Annotated in this window: 11 protein-coding genes; 2 read left to right on the top strand and 9 right to left on the bottom strand. The window is 54.8% G+C overall.

Annotation, left to right across the window (positions count from 1 at the left end; genetic code table 11):
- Window positions 1–19 precede the first annotated feature (19 nt).
- Both ACYQ00_RS19800 and ACYQ00_RS19795 read left to right on the top strand, forming a co-directional pair.
- Window positions 20–1,102 carry a radical SAM/SPASM domain-containing protein gene (locus ACYQ00_RS19800; protein ID WP_460033787.1) on the top strand — a complete coding sequence of 361 codons (1,083 nt, stop codon included), beginning with the start codon at window positions 20–22 and terminating at the stop codon, window positions 1,100–1,102.
- Entirely contained in the window at window positions 1,099–2,058 is a 960-nt protein-coding gene (locus ACYQ00_RS19795; RefSeq protein WP_460033786.1) for a class I SAM-dependent methyltransferase, read from the top strand. The genes ACYQ00_RS19800 and ACYQ00_RS19795 overlap by 4 nt, the downstream gene beginning before the upstream one ends.
- A gap of 25 nt (window positions 2,059–2,083) precedes the next feature.
- Here the strand turns inward: ACYQ00_RS19795 and ACYQ00_RS19790 are convergent, their stop codons facing one another.
- From ACYQ00_RS19790 to ACYQ00_RS19750, 9 genes are all read right to left on the bottom strand, one after another.
- Window positions 2,084–2,938, bottom strand: a complete 855-nt coding sequence (locus ACYQ00_RS19790; protein WP_460033785.1) for a methyltransferase domain-containing protein — start codon at window positions 2,936–2,938, stop codon at window positions 2,084–2,086.
- Between the two features lie 328 nt (window positions 2,939–3,266).
- Window positions 3,267–5,177, bottom strand: coding sequence for an asparagine synthase (glutamine-hydrolyzing) (gene asnB, locus ACYQ00_RS19785; RefSeq protein ID WP_460033784.1), 1,911 nt, complete (start codon window positions 5,175–5,177; stop codon window positions 3,267–3,269).
- The gene (locus tag ACYQ00_RS19780; RefSeq protein WP_460033783.1) at window positions 5,177–5,914 is read right to left on the bottom strand and encodes a class I SAM-dependent methyltransferase; all 738 of its coding nucleotides are present in this window, start codon (window positions 5,912–5,914) and stop codon (window positions 5,177–5,179) included. Before ACYQ00_RS19780 ends, asnB begins: the two co-directional genes overlap by 1 nt.
- A gap of 13 nt (window positions 5,915–5,927) precedes the next feature.
- On the bottom strand, window positions 5,928–7,388 hold the full coding sequence (locus tag ACYQ00_RS19775; protein WP_460033782.1) for a B12-binding domain-containing radical SAM protein: 1,461 nt from the start codon (window positions 7,386–7,388) through the stop codon (window positions 5,928–5,930).
- Window positions 7,385–9,046 (bottom strand): ulvan lysase-like protein, encoded by a 1,662-nt coding sequence (locus ACYQ00_RS19770; RefSeq protein ID WP_460033781.1) that lies wholly within the window; start codon window positions 9,044–9,046, stop codon window positions 7,385–7,387. The genes ACYQ00_RS19775 and ACYQ00_RS19770 overlap by 4 nt, the downstream gene beginning before the upstream one ends.
- Window positions 9,033–10,598 carry a hypothetical protein gene (locus ACYQ00_RS19765; protein ID WP_460033780.1) on the bottom strand — a complete coding sequence of 522 codons (1,566 nt, stop codon included), beginning with the start codon at window positions 10,596–10,598 and terminating at the stop codon, window positions 9,033–9,035. The genes ACYQ00_RS19770 and ACYQ00_RS19765 overlap by 14 nt, the downstream gene beginning before the upstream one ends.
- A gap of 78 nt (window positions 10,599–10,676) precedes the next feature.
- Window positions 10,677–11,438: an FkbM family methyltransferase gene (locus tag ACYQ00_RS19760; RefSeq protein ID WP_460033779.1), complete on the bottom strand. Its 762-nt coding sequence runs from the start codon at window positions 11,436–11,438 to the stop codon at window positions 10,677–10,679.
- Between the two features lies 1 nt (window position 11,439).
- On the bottom strand, window positions 11,440–12,423 hold the full coding sequence (locus ACYQ00_RS19755; protein WP_460033778.1) for a glycosyltransferase family 2 protein: 984 nt from the start codon (window positions 12,421–12,423) through the stop codon (window positions 11,440–11,442).
- Between the two features lie 255 nt (window positions 12,424–12,678).
- Window positions 12,679–13,317, bottom strand: coding sequence for an HD domain-containing protein (locus ACYQ00_RS19750; protein ID WP_460033777.1), 639 nt, complete (start codon window positions 13,315–13,317; stop codon window positions 12,679–12,681).

Raw genomic sequence — 13,317 nt, 5'->3', positions numbered from 1 at the left:
CACAAATAATCTCGGAGCCATGATGAATGACATTAATAAGTATTTGGCAAACCTATGGATAATCAAAAACCCGAGCATCCTCGGGAAAATCGCGAAGGGCTTTTTCCGCGCCTGGGTCCTGAACCGACCAACGCTTAAAACCATTGAAATTTTCCCAACCATGTCGTGCAATATTGCATGTAAGATGTGTTCCGTTGAGAAGTACAAAAAAGTGCAGGGCGCGCCGCTTTCTCTTCAGGAATACGAGTCCATTGCGAAACAAACCTCTCAGCTCGGCGCATTTTCCGTCAACATTTTAGGCGGGGAGCCGCTAACGTATAACCGACTGTCTGACGTTATACGGATTTTCAAACAACGCGGATTTCTTGCGCTTGTTGTAACGAACGGTCTTTTGGCTAGTCGAGAGCGTTGCCAGGAATTACGCGACGCAGGGCTCCACACGCTTTGCTTCAGCCTCGACAATGTTGATCGCGAAAAAAATGATCGCATTCGCGGGCAGGTCGGCCACTATGACGCTGTCATGGCTGGAATCGAAAATGCCAAATCTGTTGGTCTGGATATTCGAATCGGCATGGTCTTTTTCCCTGGCTATGTCGAAGAAGGTATTGCGGTGCAGCAATTTGCCAAGAAGCTTGGCATCAAGACCTCTGGCGGTCAGGTTGCACCTGTTGGCTCCTGGGAAGGCAATCCGCCGCTCTCCAAAGAAGAGCACGACATGGTCCGCACGCATCTCTCGAGAGAGCCGCTCATGACGTTTGACTGGGCCATGAGCTACAAGCTTCGCCAGTGCTGCCCTGCCGGAAAGGAGAAAATTGCGATCAGCAATTTTGGGGACATTTTCGGCTGTTCCGTCAACCCTATTTCCTTTGGCAATGTCCGCACCGAATCTGTTGCGGAAATCATGGCCCGGATGCAGCGTTTCTCACAGTTTGCCAAGAATTCTCCAGTCTGTCTTGCTGCTGAAGATACAGAGTTCCAAGAGCGGTATCTCGCGCCGTTATCTCAGTTTGACAGCTACCCTGTATCCTATACTGAGCACCCAACCATCAAGAATTCCGCTGAAATCGACTCGCTCTGCTCCACAAATGGCGCAACAAAATGACCAAGACCATTCTTTTTGAAGAACCATCCTGCGTGATTTGCGGTGCATCGCAGCGTGCCGAAATTGCCCGAGGCGTGGACACGATTTATCAGACCTCGGAACAAGAGTTTTCCTATGTTGCCTGCAGCGCCTGCGGCCACCTTTATCTTTGCCCCAGGCCGCGCCGGGAGTCTGCCCACTTGATCTACCCCGCCAATTACGGCGCGCAGTTCAGTGCGCAGTCAGGCGCGAAAGGCATAGGCGAACTCAAACGCCGCATCGCATTGGCCCGGCTCAAACGCGTTTCCCACATACTTCGCCCTGGCGTCCGGATACTGGAGCTGGGCTGTGGTGACGGCCAGTTATTGCAGTCAATCCGCGCCGCCCACCCGTCTGCAGAATTGTGGGGGGCTGATATCCAGCTTGCCCCGCACACGCGTGAGCAGTTCCACGCGCAGCAGATCTTCTTCAAGGAGTCCTTTGCCGAAGAGCTGGAATTCCCGGACGGCTACTTTGATTTGATTATCATGACGCAACTGATCGAGCACCTGTGGGCACCTGAGCAGGTGCTGGAGAACACCCGCAGGATATTGAATCCTGCAGGCTACATGCTCATTGAAACGCCCAATACGGACGGCTACGACAGAGCCTTCTTCAAGACGGGCGCCTGGGGGGGCTATTACTTCCCGCGCCACCTCAACCTGTTCAACACCACTTCATTGACCAGACTCCTGGCCAATCATGGGTTTCGTGTTGAGGAATTCAACTTTCTCCTGGCGCCGGTCATCTGGGTTTATTCCATCCGGGCGATGGCATCCGCGCGCCATCCGATTGTCAGAAAGCTACTCAGCCCGCTTGCAACTATAAACTTCTTGTCGCTATCCTGCTTTTCTTTCTGCGATGTCATCGCACGGGTTGCAGGATTGCAGACATCAAACATGCAGGCAGTGGTTCGCTTCGACCAGGCAAACCAATAGAATACACTGCCAGACATCGCCTTACTTATTCGAGCAGCTCCCCAGTCGCAGGCTTGCGCTTTGCCAGTTTATACATAAATGCAGCATTAACATGCACACTGCCCATTCCAAAAGGATATTGCACCATTTCCAACACGTGGAAATACTTATTTAGTGCATTGTCAATTGCCCACGCAGTGTTGCAATGATCGATCTTAATTACCTTGTTATAATTGACTTGTAACAACTTCGAATTCCGGCGTGACGTCAGCAACGCCCTTCCCAGGCTCCACGCCAAACCGCCCTCGGTTGGAATCACTACTATCAACCGACCGTCATCATTCAGCATTCGAGCCATTGATTCTACAAAGACCTCTAAGTGAAATACATGTTCAAGGGTGTCGATGCTAAACATGCTCCCAATGACATTGTCTGCCAGAGGTGCTTTTCGACAATCGCAACAAATAAGTGTTGCTTGAGGATGAAGTTGTTTGCATTTACGCAACAACTCTATATTATTATCCACGCCAATTATATCTGCATCGTCCCCAATTCGACTAAAGCCAGTACCGGTACCACACCCCAGGTCTAAAAAAGGCGGGACCATCTCCTGTGACAACCGCTGCATGCGGCTTTTGACACGCGCCTCAATCATGCCTGTCAACGATCCCGATTTGTAATGTACCGCATGAATTTTATCGATATTGTCTACATACCGTTTGTACTCTGGATCTGTATACAGGGCTGGAACTGGAAGTTGCGTTGATGGCATTAAAATGTGGATGCCATCTCGCACAGGAAATGTTCGCTGGCAGTTCGAGCAACTATGTTCTGTCTCCCCACACGCCAGGGGGAGGCAACAATCAGGGCATTGAAGCAGTTCTTCAAGCTTTACGGTCATACATAATCCTTCCGTTCTTCACTGACTTGTGGAGTATCCCAGACTGGCACCAGCGGCGATCCTGGCGGCCTTTCATGCTCAACACCACTTAACGGTCATTGCAGAATCCTTCACGCACAGCATCATTCTTCGCTTGCGGCATCAAGAAAAAATCGCCTGCTTTCCCAACTACAAATCTAACTCAACATCACCACCCTCCCCTGTTGGGGCCAAAAAAAACCGCAACCTGGAGCGCGGCAATCCATCTACGTACTACTTTTCTATTATAATTAATTCGTTCTTGACTCCAATCGTCCAATATCCTTGCGGGAGCTCCGACTCTTGCTGCTCATGCTGCCACCTCGTCCACGTGCGCCTGGAGCCACAACTCCAAGATAAGCAGGGCCATGACCTGCTTGTTGTCCACCAGCTCTGCGGAGCGCACGGTACCGAGCCGTTCGGTCAGGCGTTTGGCGTTGAAGATGCCTCGTTCCAGGCACCGGCGGCTCAACAGCACATCCCGCACATAGTCGTCAAAATCCCTGCCAAAGCACCGTTCGAACGGGATATAGAACGCCTTTTTCGGCGCGTCCACGGTCTGGTCCGGGAGGATTCCCCGCATGGCCTCCCGGAGGATGCACTTGTTCCGGCGGCCCTGGATTTTAAGCCCATCTGGAACCGCGAGGCAGTATTCCACCAAACGATGGTCCAAGAAGGGTACGCGCGCCTCCAGGCTGTGCGCCATGGCCATGGCATCCTGCTTGGCCAGGGTATAATCCGCCAGCCAGTTTTCAATGTCAAACCGCAGCAGCGTGCTCAGTAGACCCGTTCCACCGTGGAGGCGCCCCCGCAACAGGGCAAGCAGCCGCTGGTCCCCTGCCCAGGCAGCGCCCGCGCCTCCCGCGAGGAGCCCGCGCTTTTCTTCTTCCGAAAAAAGCGCCGCGATGCGCAAATACTGTTCGCCCACGTCGCGTCGGGCCAGAGCGCTTGCAAGCTGCTGCAGCTTGCGCTTACCCTTTTCGCCAAGCGCCGCGGGGTACGGGAAAAACTTGTCCAGCCAGCCACCCGAGACCCAGCCCAGGCCCCTGGCTGCCAGCAGAAATATCCAGCCCGGCAACACCTGGCGCAAGGCGTTGCCGCGTTTCAACGCCAAGTGATGCACGTATCCGGCCAGAATCTCATCCGCCCCCTCCCCCGAGAGCACCACCTTGACGTGTTGTGCTGTGGCGCGCGCCAGCAGCCAGGTTGGCAACGTGATGGCATCGCCAATAGGTTTGCTCATGGAGGCAGCCACCTTCGACAACAGGCTGTACTGGCTGGCATCCACGCTCAGGGTGGTGTGCATGGTCCCGATGTGCCGGGACAAGGCCGCGGCAGCCTCCAGCTCGTCCACCTCGGCGCCAAATCCGCCAATGGTGAACGTCCGTACGGGGAGATCGCTGTGCCGCTGCATCAATGCTACAATGGACGCAGAGTCTATTCCGCCGGAAAGATAGGCACCGATGGGCACGTCGCCGCGCATTCTGAGGCGGACGCTGTCTTCCAGCAGCTCACGGAAGCCTTCCTCCCATTCACGTTCTGTTTTCGCCTGGACCGCAGCCGGCAGCGGGGTCCAATACTGGTGCGTGGCAGTGCCCGAGTTGCGATGCAAGAGCACTGTTCCCTGTGGGAGCGAGTGCACACCCTCGATCAGCGTGCCGGATTCCGGCACATACCGCAGCGTCAGATACGCGCCGAGCCCCTCGGCAGACAGCGGGCCTCTGGCCTGCGGCAAGGCCAGCAGCGAACGAATCTCCGAGGAAAACGCCAGACGTGCACCGTCTGTCCAATAAAACAAGGGTCGAATGCCCAATCTGTCCCGCGCGAGCAGCAGGGTCTGCGTAGCCGCATCCCACAGCGCAAAGGCAAACTCGCCATTGAACCGCTCCACGCAGGCCGGGCCATACTCTTCATAGGCATGGACAATGACTTCTGTATCTGTCGCGGTCGTGAATCGGTGCCCTTGTCGCTCCAGGTCCTGCCGCAGCTCGATATAGTTGTAGATCTCGCCATTGTAGACCACCACAACCATGCCATTTTCATTAAAAATAGGCTGGCCGCCGGTGGTGAGATCTATGATGGAGAGGCGACGGTGGCCCAGGCTGATCTGGTCAGTACAGTACTCGCCAGCCTGATCTGGCCCGCGATGCTGTAAACGTGCCATCATGCACTGGAGCAGTGCGTCATCCCTGAAGCCAACAAAGCCGCAAATGCCGCACATTACGACAATCTCTCCAACACAATAAGCGCCTTGAGGGCACAGGCCCCCCGCCATACCGGCGCCGTCGCGCGCTCCAGGGCACTGAGGGGGCCGTAGGCCCAGCCGGGCAGAAAGGATTGTGTGCGGAACCCCATGCTCAGCAGGTACGCGGCGAATCCAAAACGCTCGAAAGCCACCACACGCATCGCATCCTGCACCACAGTTGGTGTGTTCCCTTGATTGCGGAAGAGGAGGTACGGAACAGCAGAATTGCCATCAAAAGGCTTTTTGGGGCGAGTGCTGCGCAGCAGAGGATCACCCGGCCGCCACCCGAGATCAAGATCCTCAGGCATACAGAATTTGTTCACCATGTACCCCAATGGGGAAATCCAGGGCTCCACCATGACCAGACGGCCACCGGGACGCAACACGCGGACAGCCTCTCGCAAAAAAGCCACTGGGTCCGGCAGGTGATGCAAAAAATCCAGCCCCACTACATTGTCCAGCGCGCCATCCGCCACCGGGAGCCGCTGGGCGTCACAACAGAGGTCGTGCCAGGGGCAGGGAAGCAGATCCGACGACAGAATGCCCGGCGTCGACGCCTTGAACAGTCCCGGCCCACCCCCAACCTCCAGGGAGTTACCCCCTGGGGCCATGTTGGTCCGAATGCGATGGAAGAAATCGCCTTCATACACCTTGCGCAGGCCGGCCTTGGCATTCCAGACGGCCCGATGTGTCAGCAATGTTTGATGGCTCACAATACGGCTCCGGCTAGTCGCCGCCTCGCGAAAAACGCAGCACCTTCACCCCGGCATTCACATAGCGCCGGAACTGCTCCAGGCTTCTGACCTCCTTAAGGCGTTCCCAGATGTAACTGGGGCGCATGTAGAACGAACGGTACGCATGGCGCACATACCATTGCAGTTCCTCATTGGAGAGCGTGCAGAAGGCCTTGTTGAACAGCGGCTGTGTGTGGAGCTGGGTCAGGTCGATGTCCGTGCCATCCTTGATTTCCGGATGCTTTTTTCGCAACGAGTCGAAAAGCGGCGTGCCCGGATACGCCGTGAGGATGCCGTAGGTCACCAGCGTGGGCGCAATTTCATTGACAAAGGCAATGGTCCGATCAAGGGTTTCTCTCGTATCACCAGGCAGGCCGATCATCAGGTGGGCATGTGTACGCAACCCCGCCTGGCGAGCCCAGGCGAACGCCTGACGGATGACGCTGGTGTTTGAACCTTTGCCGATCCGCTTGAGCACCTCATCGCTCCCGGATTCCACGCCCATGCGGATCGTGGTGCAGCCAGCCCGGCGCATGAGAGTGAGCATCTCCGGATTCACATGGGTAACCCTGGTGGAGCAGATCCAGGTCACATCCAGCTTATTGGCTAGGATGCCTTCGCATATCGCGGCAACGCGCTCGGGAATGGTGGTAAAATTCTCATCCCGGAAAAAAATTTCTTTGTATCCCTGTTGCACGCAGGAGTCGATTTCCATGAGCACCCGCTCTGGGCTCATGGCGCGTTCCACCCGGCCATAAAAGTATGGGCTTGCACAGAAGGTGCAGCGCCCCGGGCAGCCCCGGCTGGTTTGCATGGTGGTGAACGGCCTGCGGGAGATGATTGGATTGAAATATTTGTCCGGATCCAGCTGGCTGCGATCGGCAATGGGCAGGAGGTCCAGGTTCTGGCACAGTGGATAATCCGGATTGACAACGCAAGTGCCAGCCTCATCCAAAAATGCCAGCCCTTGCACATCCTTCCATGATGCATCGCCTTTACTCAGGGCATCAATCAAATCTCGCAGCACCCATTCCGCTTCACGCCGGATGATGATGTCAATGGCTCCGCGACGCCGCGGGTCCGTCAAGGATGATTCCGGCTCCGCAGTGACATGCCCGCCATACGCAATGGTTATCAAGCCGGGCGCAGCCTTTTTCAGGGCCGCAAAGTACTCGCAATCATCATTCAGCGTGGTGGTGGAAGTCAGCATCACGGCAACATTGCAGTCGGCAATTATCCGCGAAACCTCCGGAAGCGACAACCCATCTGCCTGGGCATCAACCACGAGTGTCTCGTGCCCGGCCGAATTGAGCATCCCCGCACAATGCAACAAAGGCATGGGCGGAAACGAGGTACCGCCAATACGCCCGCCCTTGCACCAGCATCCATAGACGAGATCGCGGGCTACATTGCCGGTTTTCTCAGAATACGGCACGATGAATGCCACTTTCATAACACGCTCCTCTTGATCCCGTCGCTTTCAATGACGGTGCGTATCTTTACGCCGGCAAGGCCGCTGATGTCGAGAAAAGATCCCCCTTCACGATCTGCGACATGAAAATTCGAACTGGGAACATGCATCTGCCCCCAGCCGACACTCCAAAACAACTGTTTGCACGGCCTGTCCCAGGTCAATGTATCCAGCACTTCCACTCCATTGGCCTGTACAGTCACCTGCCGGTGCAGCGAGGCATCTGCATATTGCCTGGGCTTGACGAATGTAGCCTTGATTTTTTCATTGATGAACGCCCCGCCCTGCCCGAAGCCCCCTACAACATGACTTAACACTCGATGCGGCAGCAACGCGCGATGAAAAAAATTCGGCTTCTTTATCTTGGCCATTCTGCTTGAACAGTACGCCTCGCCGGTTTCGGCGTTCCATTGCGATGTAGCTTGAGGATCAAACCATTGCGATGTAGCGCGGGTTCCATCGCCAAAGCACAACACATATCCAGCATCGGCACAGCTGAAGCGCTCATCATAATACACTTCAAACAAACAGCTTTTACGAATATTGCAGAGAACGACAAAGTCGCCTCGCACCGCTTTCACCATTCCAGCTTCTGGGAAATACACTTCTTGAGGAATAGCCCTGCAAGGTTCCGGAGATGGCTGCTCCCCATCGTCGCATAAGGCGTTGCCTAACTCCAAAAGGGTTTGCAGGTGATTCGCCAGAAAGAACCCACGATAGCGATCATCCAGGCAATGCAGCAGCAGCCCCCTCCCGTGCGTCCGGCCTTCAGCCCAGCCCTGGAGTGCGGCTGCGGCTGGCTGCAGGTGGCGAAAAAGAAACAAGCCATGCGGCAAAAGATATCTTGTATTTCTTGAGCCATACACCCCCCCCACAGTGCCGTCGGGGTGAACGAAGTGCGCAAAAAACGACAGCGCCTTGCCCACCATGGCAGCCGCCCGCGTATCGCCACTGCGCCGCCAGTACTTTGCCAGGAAGTCGATGGAAACACTGGTGTACCCGGGGTCAGCACCGCCGTATTCCGAAAACCATCCCTCCGCAGACTGATGCGCCGCCAGTACATCCAATGCGGCATCACATCCGCGCTGCCATCGGGCATCACCAGTCAGCTCGCGCAGATTGCCCAAGGCTGCGGCCGCACCGGCAGTGTGATTAAGCACAACGGCATCATGGTGTCTGGAAAGCCATGCACCAGCTTTTTCCAACGCATCATACACACTCTTGTCGAGATCCAGCGGCTCGCCTGCATCGCGAAAAAGCAGCAAAGCCTCCGTGATCATGGCCATGCTGAACGCTGTGGCAACATGAGATTGCTCATGCGGGAGCCACTCATCAAAAGTACCATCGGATCGTTGCATGGATGCCCAGAACCGACACCCGGCACTGGTCCATTCCTTCAGCGCCTCGTGACCATGCCAAGGAGAACGCGGGTCGAGATACAAACAGGCAAGCGCCAAAACGAGATACTGATACGTTGCGGCAGGAAACTCGCGTTCAGTCCGATAATGCCAAAAATATCTGTCAAAACACCCAAACTCCGGCGAGGAGGGATCCCGATTGCACAGGGAAAAGGCCCAGCCACCCCAGTGGTACGCATCCTGGAGCGCTGCGGACAATAACGTTGTATTAAGATGACTCATGGTTGCAAAAGCCCTTTGCAAGAAGAGCGCATGCCGGAGATGAAGCGCAAAATGAGAGCACGATGGTTAGGTATGCCATTCTGATAGTAAATGCATCAATACTCGCGAACACGAAAAAAATTCCTGCGTAACACAGACCGAGATACGCGGCAAACCACTCTCTCTTACATCCTAAATAAATGATGCCTGCCACACCAAACAACACAAAAACATCAGGCCAGACTCGACCAAGCAATAACGGGTCGCGAAACCATGATGCGTCTGAAAAGCGAAGGTATGGCCCCCAAACTTTTAAGAAAAACGCTTTGGTCTCAGCAAAATCATCGTACGTTAACCTCGGATGATTCAATCTTTCACTGCTGGCCCCGACAGCCCGGGGGAAAAAATACTTGTCTGTCAACGCGGCATACTCGCTTTCAGAAGGCGCGACCCATGACAAATACCTATAATGTTTCAACTGTGCTTCCTGAAAACGTGCCGGGGCGTTCCCCCAAAACCTCGTATGCTCCGGCAACATCGCAAGAGGACTCACAACGCCAAACGAAGCCAGCCCACCTGCCAGGCGATGAACCAAGGTGTAATCGTTGCTTTCTTTTACCTTATTCAGGATGCGGATTGCCGCGCCTTCAACCTGGCTCTCTGACATGCCAGCACCAATCCACTGATCACCGATATCGACTATCGCTTCCCTGGATAGATACTCTCCAAATGCAGGCGCATGCATGGCCGGCAGCCCCAAAGCCACGGCCTCGTCCCTTAATACCCGCGGATTTTGTTTTGCGAATTGGCTTGCAAAATTAAGATGCCAGACGGTGAGGCTCAACGGCTTAAGTTCCCCGCCCAAGGCATATTTATACAAAGGAAATGCCCAGAATGCCAACATGCAGACGCAGGCCCCTGCAAGCACCTGCCGAATGGATATCTTCCTCAGGAATAACAACACGCAACAACCAAAAAACAGAAAAAGCACTGACTGTACTCGAAGCTGCAGAGCCAGTGAAGAACACGTCAAAAAGAGCCCAAATGCCCACTTTCCATTACCAATATCTTTCAAAATACGGAGTAAAAAGACTGCACCAAGAACACAAAAACTACTGTTCAGTGACTCAGTCATCAACGCATTGTGCATCGCCTGATAGAAAGGCAAAAAGGAAAGCGTTGCACAAAATACAAGATGTACTCGCGAAGGCCATGCCTTATTCAAGGTAAGGAAAAGATATCCTTGCGCCAGGGCAGCTACCGCATGTTGGAATAATGCCAGTGCGGGCCAAATCCAATGCTGCGGCAAAAGCTCAACAACACGCCAAACAAGCCCCATTCCCCACGGCGTGTGCGAATACACCAGGGACAAACCTGAATGAAGCAGACGAGAAGCAGAGTCGATTCCGCGAAAGTATTCAGCACTAAGAATATACGCCTCAGAGTCCACCCAAAAGGTTGCCCCCAAGCTCAAACCGTACAGATGGCCAAGCGCAATGATAATCCAGAAGACCCTGTCTCTCGGCGTACCGCACACCCAACGCAGCGTCATGCAATTGCTAAGCAAAGTCACAAATAGCATCCTTTATCCATAAACCAGATACACTACACCCACTTTCGTTCGCGCGCCATTTCGAACGGATCGCCCCGGTTATTCCTTCACGCAGACAACATCCGTATAACTCTTCCAGTTCTCAGGCTCCGGGATAAATGAAGAAACAGGCGAACCATCCAGCAATCGGGGAACCAACCCCAGGCTGCGAATGAGCTCAATAAGGGCGGCATGCTCAAATCCGGCCCGAGCAAGTCCGAAGGGCCAATATTCAAAGAGCACCACGGGCCGACTGCTCCTGGCTATGGTGTCTCGCATCCCCTGGAATGCCGCAAACTCATAGCCCTGAATATCCATTTTGATAAAATCCACTGAAGAAACATGCTGGCAATATGAATCGATGGAAACGATCTCTGTCGCTTCTCCCTGTCCTGCACCCCCGGGGCCTGCAAGATGGTGGTCTATGTTGCCCTGGTCTGAAAGAATCAAAGTTCCGCTCCCCGGCGTTGCCCCCACAGCCGCGCGGATCGCTTCAACCTGACCCCGCCCGGCAACAGCATCCACGAGATGCGCATAATTCTCCACGCTGGGTTCAAAACAACAGACTCGCCCGCCCGGGCCAACAAGGGAAGCAAGCTGCACAGAGTAGTGGCCAATATTGGCCCCCACATCCAAAACAGTCATTCCTGCTTTGACATGCTGGCGCAAACAGCGGGAGATTCGCCGCTCCGCAACATTTTTCAACAGCGTGTAGAGGGTTCGATATGTTGGAAAATGCAGATCATACAGCCGATAGAACTGTCGTCCCCAAAAGGGGATTCGCAAATCCTGCAAGTCGCCTTCTCCCTGATCACCCGCCATGTTATTCATGCCTGGCGGTGGCGCAAGAGTTGGCAGGTCTGTCCGAGAGATTCAGGCACCGCAAGTGGTAGAGTGTTTCTTCGGACAGTTTCCGCTGGGCGGCTTGCAACGAGGCCAGAATCCCTGCGAGATACACGAACGAGGAAATGACGAACAGGGTTCCTGCAAGCGTGACGGTGGGCCAGGAGGCTGTCAGCGGTGCGTTGAACCACCAGACAGCCACGAGAAATCTCCCCACAAGCGCCAGTGCAAACAGCAACAGCAACGCTGCAAGCACCCCGAAAAAGTGCGAGGAGCGGTACAAAATGAACATGGTCACAATCGTTTTCAATTGCTTGAACACATATTCGGCCATGGAACGAAACAGACGAGAAGGACGCGTCTTTGGATTCACGCCGATTTCAATATGATCAATTTTCATATTGGACAATCCGGCCTGAATGATTGTCTCAATGCAATAGGAAAAGTCAGAAATAACATTCAGCCGGAGCATTGCATTGCGACTATAGGCACGAAATCCGCTCGTCGCATCGGGGATGCTCGTCTTCGACACAAAGCGGACCACCTTGCTGCCAATGACCTGCAATGTCTCCTTAATAAGAGAAAATTCTTTATGCTCGCGGATTGGCCGGCAGCCAACCACCAGATCCGAGTTTTCATCAAGCATTGTCCGGACAAGCTTCACGATATCCCGTCCAGGATATTGATTATCACCATCTGTGTTTACCAAAATATCCGCATCATTTCGCAAGGCATTTTCCACCCCAGCCCGAAATGCGGCAGCGAGCCCCATATTGTGTGGCAGACGCACAATATAATCAACGCCAAACTCCTGGGCAACGCGCACGGTTTCATCAGTGGAACCATCGTCAACGACCTGCGTGACAATACTATCTATCCCGTCAATGTGCTTTGGAAGACTTGACAAGACCAGGGGAAGCGTCTGCTCTTCATTATAGCACGGGATTTGAATGAGTAATTTCATATGGCACCGCAACACTACGGGAAGAATTACTTGATGGAGTGTAACTAATTATTTCCAATTCAACTGGTTGTCAACACAAGGGAGACTGTGAGCCGCAACAGGCGCAACGTCGTGTTCCCCATCCCGGCGCCGCTCCAACGTTTGATTCATTTCCCCAGAGTGCGTTCCCTACACGTACTGAGAACCAGCGGGGGGCCGAGTTCCCGATCGACACAACGTGGCCATTGGATTGCCCAATTCCGGCGCTCTCTCCCCCTACCCTTTCCCGTTCTTGCGTTCCCACCAGCTGCGGTCCGGGCCTTTGAACCACCAGTCCGTGTGGTCGGTTTCGCTGATGCGTTGGGCCAGTTCCCTGCCGGCCGGGGTGCGCAGGCGTTCCAGGGCGCTGTCCAGCCAGGCCTTGGCATAGGGGTTGCCAAGGTCCTGCTGTTCCTTGAGGTTCAGGATCAGGTCCAGTTGATCGGCGTCCTGCGCCAGCGCGGCCTCCGGGGTCTCGGCGGCCTCCAGCTCGTGCCAGAGGGGCAGAAGCAGCGGCGCCAATCCGGTGCCGGCCATGGCGTCCTGAAGGGCCTCGGTGCGGCGGCTGGTGTTGTACTTGCGGGCCACGTAATTGAAATCTCCGGTGCGGGCCTCGTGCAGGTCGTGAAACAGGCAGAGCATGGCCGTGTGGGAAGGGTTGGCTCCCTCGGTCATGGTGGCCAGCACGAAGCCGGCCACGGCCGTGCGGAAGGAATGCTCGGCCACGTTTTCCGCGCCCGTGCCCAGGAACTGGTAGCCCGTGCGCGGGGTCTTGCGGAGCATGCCGCACTCGAACAGAAAATCCGCCAGGCGGGTCAGGGTGTCCCGCCCGGCGAAATTCATCTGAAACTCGGAATATTCTGATTGATCCTGCAT

Source organism: Megalodesulfovibrio paquesii (assembly GCF_054653055.1).
This window is presented reverse-complemented; position numbering and strand designations above follow the sequence as displayed.